Here is a 17,226-nt window from a genome sequence, read left to right as displayed (position 1 = left end):
TCAAATCCGTTTTTTACTGATGATCTTATTGAAATTCTCTGCATAATTATTACCAACCGGAATCTGCCTGGCTTGGCCTTTGACGATGATTTCAATATCGTCGGAATGAATGGAATTGATCTTCTCCAGGTTGACGATATAGGATCTATGAACCCTTACGAACAACTGTTCGGGTAACTTTTCTTCCAGTGACTTCATAGTCTGCAGCGTAACGATACGACTGTGATCGGTATAAATAATCACGTAGTCTTTCAGGCCTTCAATAAACAGGATTTCATCGTAATGAAGCTTTACTAATTTTTTATCGGCTTTGACGAAGATAAAATCCTGCTTGATAAAATCCTTATCGGGCTTCCTCTCTACAGATCCAATCTGAGACATCGCTTTATTGACCGCTTTCAAAAACCGGTCGAAGGCAATGGGTTTTAACAGATAATCTACGGCGCTGAGTTCAAATCCCTGGACAGCAAACTCCGGATAAGCCGTGGTAAAAATGACCAACGGTGGATTGGATAAACTTCTTACCCATTCAATGCCTGTCATTTGCGGCATTTGGATATCGGCAAACACCAGATCGATCGATTCCTGCTGAATCAATCTATTGGCTTCAATGGCATTATAACATTTACCAGCCAGGGTGAGTTCCGGAATTTGGTTTACATAGGTTTCCAAAATTTCAATAGCCAGAGGCTCGTCGTCAATGATGAGAGTTCGTATCATTTGTATAGGTATTTAAATCAATTTGAAGTTCGACTTTAAAAGATTCTGGAGTATCCTGAATACTCAGTTTATAACGCATGGGATAAATAAGCTCCAATCTGCGGCGTGCATTGACCAGTCCCACTCCGCCTATGGGTTTCGGCTTAGCCTGCTCGGGCGTAGTTTGCGGTTTTGAATTGTGCACCGTAAAATGGAGGTCATTACCTTCAAGTTTTGCACGAATTCTTATAAATGCCTGATCCAAACTGGTTTGCATTCCATGCTTAAAACTGTTCTCCACAAAAGGTATGAGTAGTAAAGGTGCTATTTTGTATTTAGCCAATTGTTCATCTACTTCGAGAATGATTTGCGATTCTGCAGAATATCTCAGTTTTTCGAGTTCGATATAATTGCGAATGTACCTGATCTCCTGCTCAATTTGAACCATGCGTTCATTGCATTCGTAAAGCATATAACGCATCATATCCGACAATTTTAAAACCACCTCTGGCGCCTGGTCAGATTTTTTAAGGGCCAGGGCATATAAGTTATTGAGTGTATTAAATAAAAAATGAGGATTGATCTGATTTTTAAGCGACTGAAGCTCCGTTTCAACAGTACGGGTAATGAGTTCCTTCTTCTCCGACTGCATTTTTAACCAATCCATAGGCACTCTGATCAGGGAACTTAAAGCACTCAACACGATCAGATTGATAAAGTGGAATTGTGGCAACGTCAACCAGCGAGCCTCCATATCGGGATAATCAGAAACCATCCACATATTAAACATCCAGGCAAAAGGTGTGAGCAATAAAGAAACTCCCAACAGTAGAGAAAGATAGGGCAGGATTGACTGCCTGAACATGAAACCGGGGATCAGTACGTATAAATTCACGTTGATGGCAATCACATAAAACAATGTATTACCCATCGCCCAGAACAGGGTTTCATAATAGTTCCAGGGAACCGGTTTGATTACGAAGCCCAGCGCAATAAACAATAACCAAATGAGGCTTTGGGCCTTGAATACCGACGACAAATGAGGACCCTGAAGGTCCATTTTTCCAAAATTCATAATGGAATATCAAAAATAATAGCAGTTCTGATTGAATTTTTAATTTTTCGATTTACAGAATCTTAAAAAGGATTAATTTAACCCTAAATCCGACCACCATTCAACTATTGAAGGATTCAAAGCGTTTACACTCAAATTAAATTAGTGCAATCTTTAAAAAATAATGAATTGGAGACCATCTACCTTAAAATGCTGGGAGAAGTAGGTGAAGATCCAGAAAGGGAGGGCTTGGCGAAAACTCCGGAAAGAGCTGCAAAAGCCATGGAGTTCTTTACGCAAGGTTATAGTTTGAAAGGGGAAGATGTCCTGAGATCTGCCATGTTTAAGGAAGAATACAGCGAGATGGTCCTGGTCAAGGATATTGAATTGTACAGCTTATGCGAGCACCACATGTTGCCTTTTTTTGGAAAAGCGCATATTGCTTATATCCCCAATGGTTACATCGTCGGACTCAGCAAATTGGCAAGACTGGTCGATGTTTACAGCCGGAGATTGCAGGTTCAGGAGAGGCTCACTCATGAAATCCTCAACTGTATTCAAAACACACTAAATCCTTTAGGTGCGGCGATCGTAATTGAAGCCAGGCATATGTGCATGATGATGCGTGGCGTACAAAAACAAAATTCAATTACAAAAACATCGGCATTTACCGGAATATTCCGAAAAGTGGAAACGAGAAATGAATTTCTCAATTTAATACAATCTGATTCGATCTGATATGCAGAAAACAGCTTTGCTATTTCCAGGACAAGCCAGCCAATTTAAAGGCATGGGTAAAAATTTATACGAGGAGAATACCGATGCCCGCAAGTTATTTGATGAAGCGGATGCTTTACTGGGTTTTAAAATTACGGAAGTGATGTTTGAAGGTTCAGACGATGAACTGAAGCAGACCAGGATCACGCAGCCTTCCGTCTTCATTCATTCTGTGATCGGTGCAGAAACCAAGGGGAAAATGTTGCAATACGAAGGTGTTGCCGGACACAGCCTGGGCGAGTTTTCAGCCTTGGTAGCGGCTAAAGTATTTAGTTTTCAGGATGGCCTCAAACTGGTCAACATCAGAGCCCATGCCATGCAAGAAGCTTGCGAAATCAATCCTGGAACTATGGCTGCTATCGTCGGACTTGATGATTCGAAAATAGAAGAAATCTGCAATGCATTTACAGAAGATGTGGTCGTGGCAGCCAATTATAATTGTCCGGGACAACTCGTCATTTCAGGAAGCCTCAAGGGGATTTCAACGATCGAGAAACTGATGACTGAAGCCGGAGCCAAGAGATTTATTACCCTGGCTGTTGGAGGTGCTTTTCATTCTCCTCTGATGGAACCTGCACGATTGGAACTTGAGGCGGCCATCGATAAAACAGCATTTCAAACACCTGTTTGTCCGATTTATCAAAATGTAAATGCTTTGCCAGAGACAGATCCTGTAAAAATCAAAGAAAATTTGAAAGCGCAATTGACTTCACCTGTTCGATGGACACAAACCATGCAAAACATGATTCAAGATGGATTTCAAAACTTTTTCGAAGTCGGAGGAAATGGAACCGTATTAAGCGGATTTTTAAAAAGAATAAACCGCGAAATTCCCATCCAAGCAATTTAATTATGTTGAAACCTGAAGGCATACCGATTTTAGAAACTGGCAAAGTCCTGATTTCTGAACCTTTCATGATGGATCCCAATTTTAAGAGAACCGTTGTGCTCATTGCAGATTATACAAAAGATGAAGGTACCGTTGGTTTTATTTTAAACAGACAAATGGACGTCAAACTGGAGGATTTAACAACGGACTTTGGTGAGTTTGAAGCACCGGTGCATTATGGGGGCCCGGTTGACAACAACTCCATGTATTTTATTCATAACGTTGGAGACTTGCTGGAAGATTCCATAAAAATATCAAGGGGGATTTATTGGAGTGGAAATTATGAAAAGCTGCGATTTCTCATTGAGTGCCAACTTATACAATCGCATAATATCCGCTTTTATGTGGGATACAGCGGATGGTCAAAAGACCAGCTTGAAGAAGAGTTACAGACCAAGTCCTGGCTGGTCTCTGATATGGAGCCTAATTTTATTTTCAAAAATAAACCTGAACAGCTTTGGAAAGATATACTCGAGTACAAAGGATATCATTTCAGCGCGTTGTCTTCGCTAGAAGGTGATGAACTCATGAATTAACAAGTGATCCGATTACAAGGCATACATTTATCATTTGGGGGTCGAAAAATATTTGACAACCTCAATATTACGATTTCGGAGGGAGAGAAAGTGGCCTTATGTGGCCGTAATGGCACCGGCAAATCCACTTTGTTCAAACTATTGACTAAAGAGCTCAAAGCAGATCAGGGGAATATTGAGAATCAGGGAAATCAATCCATAGGATTATTGCGCCAGGAGTTACCCGAAGAGCATCATCTGAGTTTAATAGAAGACGTACAAAACTCCTTGCCGGAAATTAGACAGCTCCAAAAGATCGTCGAAGAAAGCGAAAGGATTATCCACGATCCCCATGAAGACCCCAAAATCATTCAGGAAGCTATTGGGCGCTTACAGGATGCACATACAAGACTGGAATATCTCGAAGCCGATAAACTCGAAGGAAAAATTGAAAGGATTTTGCTCGGTTTAGGATTTACGACCGGAGATTTTCAAAAACGGGTTGTTGAATTCAGTGGTGGTTGGAGAATGCGTATCGAACTTTCAAAATTACTATTGTCCAGGCCCGATATCTTACTGCTCGACGAACCGAACAACCATTTGGATATAATAGCGCTGCGCTGGCTTGAAGATTTTCTCAGGAAATACGAAGGCACAGTTATATTGATCTCTCACGATCTTATGTTTCTCGACCGGGTGGGAAAAAGAATTATTGAAATCGATCGTGGAAAAGTGTACGATTTTAAAGGAAATTACACAGCATATAAAGCCTACCGGCAAGAAAGAAAAGACATGGAACTGAGGGAGTATGAATCGCAGCAGAAAGTCATACGTCACAAAGAAATGCTCATCGACAAGTTCCGGTACAAGGCTAGTAAAGCGGCCTTTGCTCAATCCCTGATCACTGAATTGGGGAGAATGGAAGTAAAAGAAGCGCCGGATGACGATGTTTCAGATATCAGACTTAGGTTCAGGCCAACCATTCAAAGTGGAAATAAAGTTGTTGAAATTAAAGAAGTTTCAAAGTCCTACGGCGAAAAACTGGTTTTAAGGGATGTGAATCTTTTTTTAGAAAGAGGAATGAAGTGGAGTTTTATAGGTGCCAACGGCAATGGGAAAAGTACGCTGGTAAAATTGATCTGTACCGAAATTGAACCGGACAGTGGTGTAATTGAATTGGGACATCAGGTTAAAATCGGATATTATGCCCAGGAACATAGCGAATTTTTAAACAGAGATTGGACTCCGCTCGAAACGTTGGAGAATAACTGTAATGCTGAAATGCGACCCATGGTCCGGAAAATTCTTGGGGGTTTAGGATTGAGAGGGGAGGACGTCGAAAAAAAGATATCAGTTCTATCTGGGGGAGAAAAGGCTAGAGTCAGATTGGCACTGCTGTTGGTCCAGGAACATAATTTTCTAATCCTGGATGAACCCACACATCATCTCGACATTCCCTCGAAAAACAGACTCAAAGAAGCACTTATTAACTATTCGGGTACAGTCATCATCGTTTCGCACGACCGCGAGTTTCTCAAAGAACTGGCACAAAAGACCATCCTGTTTGAACAAAAAAATATAAAGGTATTCGAGGGAGATATTGATTATTATCTCGAAAAAACGGAGCAGGCCAGTGTATATGACGGATTGAAGGTTGTTGAAAAAGCGGAAGTAGCTACGTCAGTAACTCCGGATTACCAATCCCGCAAAAAATTGCAGAGACAGATACAAAATCTGGAAAAAGAAATACTCAAATTAGAATCCGAATTGAAACAGATTGAGCAAACTATGCACGATCCATCCTTTTATGAAAAACCCGATCATAAAACGGTTCTTTCCAGATATAACGAGCTTCAAAAGTCATTAAACGAAATTTCGGGTGAATGGGAGAAGCTGGTAGAAGAATTGGATTAAAAAAAAAAGGCCTTAAAATGAGGTTTAAAGCCTTTGGTGTACACATCATGATAAAACTACAACAAAACTATATAGGTTGATAATTTTAAAAGTCGTTTAATCCAGGAAAGGACTATTGCTAAGAATAGTTGACGGATGAAATGGCACGAAGCCGTGTGCAGAATGTTAAAATCAATCTATGTTTCCCTGATAGATAACCAAACCTAAATTGCATCTAACAATAGTCCTTCTCTCATGGATCCCATTTTTACATGGTTTTCAGTATTCAAAATCAAGCTGAGTGATCATTAACGTTTTAATGATAACAACAGTACAAAGTTGTATGGTTTCCATTTACTGCACATCAGTAAAAACCCTGAATTTTAAAAATCAGGGTTTACCCTGATAGCTCTCAGGGTTTACCCTGAGTATTTGGCCAGATATCATAGGTAAATGGTATAATTTTAACAGTTGTGAGAGAGATATGCCCTCAGGAACGTATAGGCAAATGCACCAGAATAGCGGTTCCCTGATTTTCGTTGGAATCCAGAGTGAGTTCTCCTCTTAGATAATTAACCCTGCTTTTGATATTCTCGAGTCCCATACCTTTTTTAACAACAGTTTCGTTAAAACCTGCGCCGTCATCCTCAACACTAATGGTCATTTCATTGCCTTTCCGATGCATTTGAACAAAAATTTCTTTGCAACCTGCATGTTTAATGGAATTGTTGACTAGTTCCTGGATGATGCGGTAAATATTCAAAGCGGCATTTGAATCGATTTGACCGCCACCTTCAAAGCCGTAAAATTGAAAAAAGATCTCAGGCCCATTGTCCACTTTATAGCGGTTCAGCATATCTTTAATAGCCTCGATCAAACCTAGTTTTTCAAGAGAGCCGGGCTTCAGATCATTGGCTATATATCTCACCTCATCACAGGCGGTATCGATAAGACGGGTAAGTTTTTCGACAGAATCCCGGTCATCAAAATGATTTTGGTGTGCTATATTGTCAAATCTAAGCTTGATCGTAGAAAGCACACCACCAAGACTATCGTGGAGATCTTTTGCAATCCGTTCCCGTTCTGATTCCTGTCCGTTGATCATGGACTGCATCGATTGTAATTGCAGATTACTTTCGAGTTCCTTGATTTTTTGATTATTGATTTGTTCGGTCTGATTGTGAATGATCTGGTTGGTTTCCAGTTTTTGCTGGTAAAACAGGATGATAAAAAAGCCGGCCAACAAAATAGCACCAATACTAAACAACAGACTATACAAGGTATAATTGGAACGTCTCGACTTAAGTTCAAATAGACGTTTGCTTTTGGCCAGATCGATAATATCCGACTGCATTTCTTTTTGTTCATACCTGCCAATCAATTTCAGCAATTGTTCAGAATTGTTGATCTTGTTCAGCGTATCGTTGTATTTAATAAATTGAAGAAGATAGTCTGTTGCTTTTTTATAATTACCGGAGTAGTTGCTGCATTCATAAAGTCTGAAGCTAAACTGTTTATTGTAATCGATAAAATTATTGGCTTTAGTCAGTTCGAGTGCTTTACGATACACGTTTTCTGCCTGTTTATATCTTGCATGGTGGTAATAATAATCCCCTAAAGCCTCCAGCGATTTTACCTGCATGTCCAAATAGGGAATTGATTTAGCATAAGTATATATTTTGTTCAAAATATTTTGCGAGCGGATCCTGCTTAGATAGAGTTGTGCTTCCACCAAAGCATGCTCGTTTTGACAAAATTCATTATACTTGTCTGCTTTCGTTTGCTGGCACTGTCCCAGGAAGTAAAGTGCCATATCCATGTTGCCTAATTTTTTATATATATAAGCAAGGCTATGCTGGCTTCTGACCACATCGAGATCGCGATCTTCCTGTTTAAAATAAACGTGACAGTATTCAAGGGTATTAGCGGCTTTTTGGTACATCCCTAAGTACATATAAACACGGGCCAGTATAAACCGGTAATAATATACTTTTTCGTTGTTGTTTTCCTGCCGGAAATATTCAATGGCTGTTAATAATGAACCGACAGCAGAGGGATAGTCGTGCTGACTTATTTTATGTTCAATTTCAAGACTTAATGATTCAGCATCGAGAAGGACAACTTCAAATGAATCTCTGCTGACTTTCAATGAATCATCTGCGGCTACGACAGCATGGAGGCAAGATCCAAATACCAACCAGATGAAAATCAGAATCCGCATGAGTTTTCTTAAGAATCCAGGGTGAATTTTTCAAGCAAATTATATTCAATAGTGGCGCGAACCAGACCGGCAGTGTTTCTTACATTTAACTTAGAGATCAGGTTGCTGCGGTGGGTCTCGACAGTTTTAAGACTGATGAATAATCGCTCAGCGATTTCGGGATTGGTGTACTCCTTGACAATTAAAGCAAGAATTTGCTTTTCTCGTATGGAAAGCTTAGGCTGAAGTATATAGCTCTTTTTGGGTCCGGGCTTTTTGGTAAGAGATCCCATGATTGTTTCGGTAACGTCTTTGCTAAAGTAACTCGTACCTTCTGCCACTGTTTTTATGGCAAGAATGAGTTCTTCTCTGCCAGTATTTTTGAGGATGTAACCCTGAGCACCGTTTTTGAGCATTTCACTTACGATGCTTTCTTCATTGTACATCGATAAGGCTATAATTTTTATTTCGGGATCTTCTGTATGTAATCGCTTTGCAACTTCAATTCCGCTTATATCCGGAAGATTGATATCGAGCAGCAAAACATCAATTTTATGTTTTCTGATCATTTCAAAAACGGATTGCCCATCAAAGCAGCGATCAACTACTTTGATACTCGATTCAGTTCTCAAAATGGATTCAATACCATCTACAAACATTGCATGATCATCAGCAATGGCTACATGAAGCATATCTTTTAAGTTTTAACAGTAAATCAGGAAGCTTGAATACCAGAATGATTACAAATATACTGATTTTCCGGATACACGATCCCTGTTCTTATCAGATGCCCTTCAATGTGAAAATATTATAGCATTCCTTTGTTAAGACTATCCCATTTATCGAGTTGCTTTAAACAGGCTGTAAGATCTTTAGGCAATGGAGCCTGAATTTCTATTTCATAACCGTACAAATTGAATTGAAGCCCTGATGCGTGCAGGGCTGTCCGTTCCAGGAGGGTGGAAGGTATTTCCTCCTCTTTCACCTTAGCCTTTTTCTTGATGTCTTTGATGCTCAGATACTTTCTTATTCCATAGAGCGGGTCACCAACCAAGGGACATCCGAGATAAGCAAAATGGACCCGGATCTGGTGGGTGCGGCCCGTTTCTGGGGCAACCTCAACCCATGTAAAACTTCTGTACCTTTTCAATAATTTGAAATTTGTTATACAGGCTTTTCCCTTGGGATGTACAATCATTCTACCGGGATGGGCAGGGTCATGTGCAATCGGAGCGATGATCTTTCCTGACTCTTCCTGCGGGCATGATTCGATAAGGCATAAATATGTCTTTTTTACTTGGTGCCTTTCAAACTGCTCATTCATCAGTTTATGGGTCTCGGCGTCTTTTGCAAATAGCAAAACCCCTGAAGTATCTTTGTCGAGGCGATGCAGAATAAACAGCTCCCCAAAATTTTCTTTAACCCATTGATATGCGCATGGTAAATTTTTATCGAATCGGTCAGGGATACTCAATAGCCCGGCTGGCTTATTGATCGCAATCAAATGATCGTTTTCAAAAAGGAGTTGTTTTTGAATAGGGATCACTTGAAATATTGCTTGGGAATCTTCGAAAATATTTTGTTGCCCGCGATATAAAATTGCAAGAAAATGGAAGAATTTAAAATGCCTGTTTTCTTAAAAGGGCTCAGATTCAGCTCATCGATTAAATCGTTAGTTTGGCTTTTTTTGTGGATCAGATACAGCGTATTGATAATACTTACTACATAGGCCTGCACTATTTTGTAAAAAACCCAAAGTTTTCCTTTTAATAAATAGCTGATTGCAATAAAACAATCCAATACCAATCTTGAAGGTAAGATCATGAGGAGATTGTACCAACTCTCATTTTTAAATATGGTAAACAGGTTATTTTTGAAATTGAGATACGTTTTTCTGGGATTGTCGTAATCCAATGTGCCGCCACCCAAATGGTAAACATAAGAGACATCGGTACTTATAATTTTCCCACCTAACCTCTTCATTCTCCAGCACAGATCGATTTCTTCCTGATGGGCAAAATAATCGTCATCAAATCCTCCAAGCGCTTTAAATACAACTGTTTTAACCACCATGGCAGCCCCACTGGCCCAAAAGACCTCTGTAGTATCGTTGTATTGCGCTTGGTCTTCTTCGATCAAATCAATTATTCTTCCGCGACAAAAAGGATAACGAAGCAAGTCGAGGTAACCTCCTGCAGCACCGGCGTATTCAAATTTATGTTTTTCGGAAAGCGAAAGGATTTTTGGTTGAACCGCAAATATCATTGGATCGGTTTCCATGAGATGAATCAATGGAGATACCCATTCTGTGTTGACCAAAATATCTGAATTCACCAATACCAGAAAATCAGATTCAATTTGAGCAATGCCTTTGTTATAACCGGTAGAAAAGCCATAGTTTTTTCTTAGTTTGATCAAATGCACCTCTGGATAATGGTGTTCGAGAAATAAAATACTGGAGTCGGTCGAACCATTATCGATAATATAGACTTCAGAGTTCCTGGGTCGGAAATTGAGCAGAGAGGGCAGGAAATTCTTTAATAACTTTTCACCGTTGTAGTTGAGAATTGCAATCGCGATTTTTGGTTGTTTGTTAACAGGGGGAGATTTTAATTTATATTTCAACAAATTCTTTCTTGCCCTTTTTTCGTCTTGTGCTATTTGCCTGGTCAGATCCTCTTTCGATTCAAATTTTTGATCTGTTCTCAAAAAACTGATTAATTCTACTGCAATGGTTTGCCCGTATATATCCTGATTGAAATCGAGAATGTGTACTTCGATGGTTTGAGCGAGATTCTCAGCTATGCTTTCGCTGTGCCCGATATACAACATTCCATCGCAAACTTGCCCCAAAACATTGCAAAGGACCGCATAAATACCATTCGGAGGAATTAATTTATGGTGATGAGACAAATCCAGATTTGCCGTCCTGTAGCCAAGTTCTCTGCCAATTCTGTTGCCCGGAACTACAGTGCCCGAAAGTGTGAAATTATAACCAAGCATTTGATTGGCCAGTTCCACTTTTCGATCTTTGATGTACTGTCTGATCCTGGTAGAACTAATGACATTTCCATTTTCCAGCAGATGGCTTATTTCCTGGAATTCAAAACGGCCCTCACTTGCATATTGTCGAAGCAGACTACCATCGCCACGACCATCTCTTCCAAACCTGTGGTCTACTCCGGCGATTATTTTGCTTGGATTAAATTGAGAAATTAGAAAAGTTTCTACGTATTCCTGTGGATACATCAATGAAAATGAATACGTGAAAGGAACTACAACCAAGTAATTAAGCGGAGTTGCTCTCAATAATTCTATTTTTTCATCTAAAGTCGACAACAAACTGAATTCCTGATCGCTTTCATCCAACACCAGACGTGGATGTGGATCGAATGTGATGACGATTGAATTACCTCCAATTTCATTTGCTGAAGAAAATAAAACATCCAGGATTTGCCGATGTCCCCGATGAAAACCATCGAAGGCACCAATAGCAATTACCGGATTCTTTAGATTGGGTATCTCATCTTTTCCGAAATAAACTACACGCATCTTTTTAAACCAGCGCAAATTTATCACATTTAGGATGAATCACATTAATTTTGCCGTAGATATGAATGAATTTATCGAGCAATTATGTGACTTGTTGTCAAACGTCATTGAGCCCGGAAGTGGCCAAAATATTATTCAATTGCGCATGGTCCGGGACATCAAACTTGATGATCAGCACAATATTCAAATGAAATTGCATTTACCGGGCCAGCAATATGCTCATAAAGACCAGCTTTATTCTGAAATCTATTCAGTCGTAAGCAGTTTTGCTCCTGAGAAGACACTCCATGTCCACTTTGTAAATCAGATGAGTTATGCCGATGCTCCCAATACGGCCGTGCCTCATATAAAGCACATCATAGCAGTGGCTTCCGGTAAAGGGGGTGTTGGAAAATCGACCGTTTCTGTGAGTCTGGCTCTGGCATTGAAGCTGGCAGGATTCAAAGTTGGACTTTTGGATGCTGATCTCTACGGCCCCTCTATTCCGACCATGTTGGGCATTCAGAACGAAAAGCCACAAGTCACCAACGATTCAGATAAACCAAAACTCGTGCCCATCGATGTGAATGGTTTGCACGTAGTTTCGTTGGGGAATATTATTGAAGCTGAACAAGCTGTTGTTTTGCGGGGTCCCAGACTAGCAGCAATCATCAAACAGTTTTTTAACGATACCAAATGGCCGCAGCTCGATTACCTGATTGTTGACCTTCCTCCCGGAACAGGAGATATTCAATTAACACTGGTCCAAACCATTCCCCTTACCGGAGCCATTATGGTTACGACACCTCAGGAAGTGTCTTATATCGATGCATTAAAAGCTGCAAATATGTTCAGGATGGAACAAATCGCAGTTCCGGTTTTGGGTATTATTGAAAACATGTCTTGGTTTGAGCCCGATGATTCTCCGGGCAAAAAATATTACATTTTTGGACAGGGTGCTGGTGAAAAATTAGCCGGTAAAACACAATCGACTTTACTCGGACAGATCCCCATTAAAGAAAAACTCAGGTTGCTACTCGATCGCGGTGAAGCTTTCTCCATAGGACCCGAATATTTTTCGACCATCGAAGATATAGTATCCAAGTTTTTAAAGAAAGTCGAGCTGCGCGAAAATATTATAGGTCCATCGCAAATCATACAGGCATCGATGTAATCAAAGTGCCACGCATGAAAAATTTTAAATTTCTTTCTGAGCAGATACAACTAAAAAAATCCATGCTTTGCGTAGGATTGGATCCCGATGTAAAATGGATTCCAAAGTCCTTTCATGATTCTGGTGAATCATTATACCAGTTTTGTCAAAATATAATTGAATTAACACACAAACACGCAATTGCTTATAAAATTAATGTAGCTTTTTTTGAAGCTCATGGTCCTTCCGGTTGGTCTCAACTGGAACGCGTTGTGAAATCCATTCCGGATGATTGCCTGATTATTGCAGATGCTAAACGAGCGGACATTGGAAATACAAGCAGGTTATATGCGGAGTACTATTTTCGAAGATTAAATGCTGATGCAGTCACCTTGCATCCTTATATGGGCAGGGATTCTTTGCAACCCTTTCTGGATTTTAAAGATAAATGGTCGATAGTGCTCGCATTAACTTCCAATGAGGGAAGCAACGACCTTGAAAAGTTAAAATTACAAAACGGGAACCTGGTATACGAACAAACAATGAAGTTGTTTTCATATGAAAACAGTCACGAACAAATCATGTTTGTCTGTGGTGCTACGCACCCCGAATCTTTTCAGAACATCAGATCGATTTGTCCGGACCATTTTTTACTGGTACCTGGAGTCGGAGCACAGGGTGGGGATCTTGCCGGAATAATTCAACATGGTAAAAACAAAGCGGGAGGCCTACTGATCAATGTCTCACGTGGAATATGTGTTCCTGAAGAAAACCATGCCTTTGAAGATTGGGTGAGCAGAAAGGCCAAGGAATACAGGAGTCAAATGGCTTATTATCTTTAAATTATTGATTCGTTATTCGTTTTCCTGGAATTCCTGCAGGTGATAATTGATGACTTTATATTGCTTGTCTTTTTTTAGGTAAAATTGGATCATTCGGTTGGTTTCAACATTACCATCATAGGGCTTAAGTTCTGATTTTATGGCTTCCGGATCCATAAAGCTCAGCTCTTCACTTACAAAACCAATGTAACGACAAAAGCCAAACTCTACACAGATCACAGATTTTTCATGCGCTTCGATACCATCGCCGATGATCATAAAATTTTCCTTAAAAATATTATTCACCTGGGTACACGCTTCTTCGAACCTCAAATTGTACGATTCAGCACTTTCTTGTCCGCAACAGGCTCCAAAGCATTGGTTCAATTGATAAGCATGACAAGGACCTGCATTGGATTTTTCACTGTTGATATGGCTGCATAAATTATATTGAATCAGAAGATATTCGATATGTTGCTTTGCAGAAAGACTGGTTGCGTAATGATTTAAAATTTCCTCATTAGGCTCCAGCCATATCGCTTCCGTTATCCGGAATCTGTTGTAATGCAAAGCATGCTTTAATTTTGTGAGTAAAAACGCGTGCGTTTTCTTGCGCAATGCTCTGTTGATTTCCGGTTGATGTTGTTTGATCAATTGGGCTTCGATCAAAGAAGCCATGAGTTCATTTCCGGTAAGCTGGTGGTCGATAAAATGAACTGTTTGTAACATTTTTTGAGATTTCGATCCCAAATCGCTAAAATGTTGAAGAATCCTGTCCCTGATACTTTTGCTTTTTCCTATGTAAACAGGAATCAGGTCTTTGCTTAGCATTGTATATACACCGGGCCTTTCAGGCAGTTTAGAGAGGGTGTCTTCAGGAAGATTAGCGGGAAGTTTTTGGTCTTTGATCAACTTGGGGATCAATTTTGAAAAATCAGATACATTCTGTTGCTGTGCTTTGATGATTTCCTTAAATAGCTGCAGGGTCGCCTTACAATCATCCATAGCCCGATGTCTGGCTTCTACCGGAATGGAGAAGTGCTGAATGAGAGAACCAAGACTGTAGGAATTTAAGTTTTTAAATAGTTTACGACTCAATTGAAGGGTACATAACTTCTTCAATTGGAAAGTAAATCCAAGCTGGTGAAATTCTTCCTTGATAAAACTGTAATCAAAATGAACATTGTGCGCTACAAAAACACAATCCTGTGTAAGCAGTATAATTTCTTTAGCGAGTTCGTAAAATTTAGGGGCCTGTTCTACCATCTCATTGGTAATACCGGTAATACGGGTAATTTCGGGTGGTATGCTCCGTTCCGGATTAATGAGTGAAGAAAATTGATCAAGGACTTCGCCGTTTTGAAAAATGATGATCCCTATTTCCGTAATTTTGTCCCTTCGGGCAAGTCCGCCTGTAGTTTCAATGTCTATGATCGCAAATTTCGGATGGTTCACGAGTCTTGTTTTCCTGTTTAGCTTTTGTCAACTTTCAACAACAAAGTTAATGCCTTTGGAGCAGATGAATTCGAGCTCTGAAGCTAAACCTGGTATTTACAGATTCGATGAAATCCTCAGGTATGCAAAGGGGAAAAGAGTGGGAGTCGTAGTAAATCATACTTCTCTGATTGAAAAAACACATTTGGTGGATACCGCACTTAGCTCCGGTATATTTGTTCAAACCATTTTTGCTCCGGAACACGGGTTTCGTGGCAGTGAAGATGCAGGGAAGCACATTGCGTCAGCGATTGATTCTTTAACCGGTATTCAGCTTATATCTCTGTATGGAAAAAGTCATAAGCCAACGAAGCAGGATCTTACCGGAATAGAATTAATCATTTTCGATCTGCAGGATGTCGGTACCCGTTTTTATACATACATCAGCACGCTACACTACGTGATGGAAGCCTGCGCTGAAAACAATATCAAGCTTTTGATTTTAGACCGGCTCAACCCCAATGGCCATTTTATCGATGGACCCGTTTTAGATTCGACATTCAGATCATTTGTAGGATTACATCCCATACCGGTTGTATATGGTATGACCCTTGCCGAATTGGCTAACATGATCAAAGGGGAGTGCTGGATAAATGCTTGCAAACAACTTGACATGAGTTATATTCTTTGTAAAAATTACGATCGCAATAAAATTGTAAACATTGAAATTCCTCCTTCTCCAAACTTAAGAACATTGCGATCTATTTTACTTTATCCCGGCTTGTGTTTTTTTGAAGGTACGAGAGTCAGCGTGGGACGAGGAACCGATTTTCCATTTTTAGTTTATGGACATCCCGAGTTAAAATCGGATTTTTCATTTACTCCGGTTCCTAAAAAAGGAGCCATGCATCCACCTTTGGAAAATGTATTATGTTATGGACATGATCTTAGGGGAATTAGTATCAACAAATTACACGGCATGAAAAAAATTGATTTAAGCCATTTACTTTCAGCGTTTAAAGATTTCAAAGGAAAAGATACATTTTTTCTAAAAACCAATTTCATCGATAAACTTGCGGGGACAGATCAATTGAGAAGACTGATACTAGCCGGTAAAAGCGAAAATGAGATAAGGAAATCCTGGATTGCAGGACTTGAGTCATTTAAACGTAAGCGAACCCAGTATTTACTTTATCCTGATTTTAATTAAGTCGCTGGATTACGCCGGAAGCTGTAAACGAAAAGGTTCCACATTCTTTTCTGGCCGCTTTGGGATCGGGCTGAAATTTGTATTGCTGCATTTTTAATGTAGCTTCTCTGATAAAATTAACTTCCTTGGTTTTAGACAATTTTGGATTGTAACGTATGTAAGTAACAGATCCTTCGCGGTTGACGCACATGTTAAAAACAACGGTTTGCGGTTTTTCTCTGGCTAAACCAGTAAGATCGGGTCTATAAATTACTTTTCTGCGCAAAACACCTATTTCGTCAAAATCAACTCCGGCACCATCTCCGGAGCCTCCGCCCGTTCCGCTCCCTGTGCCACCTCCGCCTCCGGTTCCACTGCCGGTGTTTGCACCTCCGGACCCTGTTCCGCCACCTGAGCCTGTACCCGAGCCGCCACTCCCGGGAGCGGTGTCGTCGCCGGAATTTGCATTTCCGGAACTTCCACTGGCTCCACCTGTTTGGGTGTTGGGTTTGGTAACCACGGGTGGATTGTTATTTGGAATCGGACCAGGTCTGGTCGGACCCGGAACTTCTATTTTCTTGGGAGGATCAACTTTTACAACTTCAGGGGTAGGGGTAGTGATTACTGGTTTTGGAGATGGTGTCGTAGGTAACGGATTAGGCTTTACGGGTTCTATTTTTTCTTCAATCTTATCTTCTACTTTCACGGCATCCTCCGGTACTTTGCTTTCCGGAGCTTCACTTCCAGGCGAACCTCCTTCTTTCGGTTCTGTATCCTCAGGACCTGCGGAATTCCCGCCACCAGGGTCCTGATCCTGAATGGGTTCAACATATTGTGGTTTAGGGCCTAGCAATTCAATCGCATATTCCTGAGGAGCTTCAACGGGCAATTCCAAAAATCTCCATAAAATCAACAAAAGAAGTAAAGCATGAATAATGCCGGAGATTAAATAACCTACTCGTTTGTTGCCGCTCTCGACTTTTTGTGCATCGTAATGATAATATTGTGCCATGCCTTTAACTATTGATAAGAACGTAAAATTAGATAATTATTTATTAATGTAGCGTTAAA

Annotated in this window: 15 protein-coding genes; 7 read left to right on the top strand and 8 right to left on the bottom strand. The window is 40.2% G+C overall.

Going from position 1 to position 17,226, the window contains the following annotated elements; genetic code table 11:
- Together IPM34_09065 and IPM34_09060 are read right to left on the bottom strand one after the other, a co-directional pair.
- Nucleotides 1-720 carry a response regulator transcription factor gene (locus IPM34_09065; protein ID MBK8955694.1) on the bottom strand — a complete coding sequence of 240 codons (720 nt, stop codon included), beginning with the start codon at nt 718-720 and terminating at the stop codon, nt 1-3.
- Complete coding sequence (locus tag IPM34_09060; protein MBK8955693.1) at nt 698-1,774, bottom strand: histidine kinase; 1,077 nt, start codon at nt 1,772-1,774, stop codon at nt 698-700. The genes IPM34_09065 and IPM34_09060 overlap by 23 nt, the downstream gene beginning before the upstream one ends.
- 189 nt (nt 1,775-1,963) lie before the next feature.
- On the opposite strand from IPM34_09060, the gene folE reads away from it, so the two are divergent.
- Genes folE through IPM34_09040 form a run of 4 tightly spaced genes read left to right on the top strand, consistent with a single transcriptional unit; the run spans nt 1,964 to nt 5,848 of the window.
- Nucleotides 1,964-2,491 carry a GTP cyclohydrolase I FolE gene (gene folE / locus IPM34_09055; protein ID MBK8955692.1) on the top strand — a complete coding sequence of 176 codons (528 nt, stop codon included), beginning with the start codon at nt 1,964-1,966 and terminating at the stop codon, nt 2,489-2,491.
- Nucleotide 2,492: 1 nt separating this feature from the next.
- Nucleotides 2,493-3,380 carry an ACP S-malonyltransferase gene (gene fabD, locus IPM34_09050; GenBank protein MBK8955691.1) on the top strand — a complete coding sequence of 296 codons (888 nt, stop codon included), beginning with the start codon at nt 2,493-2,495 and terminating at the stop codon, nt 3,378-3,380.
- Between the two features lie 47 nt (nt 3,381-3,427).
- Nucleotides 3,428-3,955 (top strand): YqgE/AlgH family protein, encoded by a 528-nt coding sequence (locus IPM34_09045; protein ID MBK8955690.1) that lies wholly within the window; start codon nt 3,428-3,430, stop codon nt 3,953-3,955.
- A gap of 3 nt (nt 3,956-3,958) precedes the next feature.
- Nucleotides 3,959-5,848 carry an ABC-F family ATP-binding cassette domain-containing protein gene (locus tag IPM34_09040; GenBank protein ID MBK8955689.1) on the top strand — a complete coding sequence of 630 codons (1,890 nt, stop codon included), beginning with the start codon at nt 3,959-3,961 and terminating at the stop codon, nt 5,846-5,848.
- Between the two features lie 469 nt (nt 5,849-6,317).
- Here IPM34_09040 and IPM34_09035 read toward each other — a convergent pair whose 3' ends face one another.
- From IPM34_09035 to IPM34_09020, 4 genes are all read right to left on the bottom strand, one after another.
- Complete coding sequence (locus IPM34_09035) at nt 6,318-8,048, bottom strand: hypothetical protein (GenBank protein ID MBK8955688.1); 1,731 nt, start codon at nt 8,046-8,048, stop codon at nt 6,318-6,320.
- An 8-nt stretch (nt 8,049-8,056) separates the two neighbouring features.
- Nucleotides 8,057-8,719 carry a response regulator transcription factor gene (locus IPM34_09030; protein MBK8955687.1) on the bottom strand — a complete coding sequence of 221 codons (663 nt, stop codon included), beginning with the start codon at nt 8,717-8,719 and terminating at the stop codon, nt 8,057-8,059.
- A gap of 116 nt (nt 8,720-8,835) precedes the next feature.
- The gene (locus IPM34_09025) at nt 8,836-9,573 is read right to left on the bottom strand and encodes an RluA family pseudouridine synthase (GenBank protein ID MBK8955686.1); all 738 of its coding nucleotides are present in this window, start codon (nt 9,571-9,573) and stop codon (nt 8,836-8,838) included.
- The gene (locus IPM34_09020) at nt 9,570-11,597 is read right to left on the bottom strand and encodes a bifunctional riboflavin kinase/FAD synthetase (protein MBK8955685.1); all 2,028 of its coding nucleotides are present in this window, start codon (nt 11,595-11,597) and stop codon (nt 9,570-9,572) included. Before IPM34_09020 ends, IPM34_09025 begins: the two co-directional genes overlap by 4 nt.
- A gap of 16 nt (nt 11,598-11,613) precedes the next feature.
- On the opposite strand from IPM34_09020, the gene IPM34_09015 reads away from it, so the two are divergent.
- Together IPM34_09015 and pyrF are read left to right on the top strand one after the other, a co-directional pair.
- A complete protein-coding gene (locus IPM34_09015; protein ID MBK8955684.1) occupies nt 11,614-12,732 on the top strand; it encodes an Mrp/NBP35 family ATP-binding protein in 1,119 nt (372 codons plus the stop codon).
- Between the two features lie 14 nt (nt 12,733-12,746).
- Nucleotides 12,747-13,553 carry an orotidine-5'-phosphate decarboxylase gene (pyrF, locus tag IPM34_09010; GenBank protein ID MBK8955683.1) on the top strand — a complete coding sequence of 269 codons (807 nt, stop codon included), beginning with the start codon at nt 12,747-12,749 and terminating at the stop codon, nt 13,551-13,553.
- 12 nt (nt 13,554-13,565) lie between these two features.
- On the opposite strand, the gene IPM34_09005 is transcribed toward pyrF, so the two are convergent.
- Nucleotides 13,566-14,987, bottom strand: coding sequence for a GIY-YIG nuclease family protein (locus IPM34_09005; GenBank protein ID MBK8955682.1), 1,422 nt, complete (start codon nt 14,985-14,987; stop codon nt 13,566-13,568).
- Here IPM34_09005 and IPM34_09000 point away from each other — a divergent pair.
- A complete protein-coding gene (locus IPM34_09000; GenBank protein ID MBK8955681.1) occupies nt 14,962-16,176 on the top strand; it encodes a DUF1343 domain-containing protein in 1,215 nt (404 codons plus the stop codon). The genes IPM34_09005 and IPM34_09000 overlap by 26 nt on opposite strands.
- Here the strand turns inward: IPM34_09000 and IPM34_08995 are convergent.
- The gene (locus IPM34_08995; GenBank protein ID MBK8955680.1) at nt 16,169-17,167 is read right to left on the bottom strand and encodes a hypothetical protein; all 999 of its coding nucleotides are present in this window, start codon (nt 17,165-17,167) and stop codon (nt 16,169-16,171) included. The genes IPM34_09000 and IPM34_08995 overlap by 8 nt on opposite strands.
- Between the last annotated feature and the right edge of the window lie 59 nt (nt 17,168-17,226).

This window comes from Saprospiraceae bacterium, assembly GCA_016716185.1.
Lineage (GTDB): Bacteria > Bacteroidota > Bacteroidia > Chitinophagales > Saprospiraceae > Vicinibacter.
Note: the sequence above shows the minus strand (reverse complement) of the source record. Positions and strands in the feature narration are given on the sequence as shown.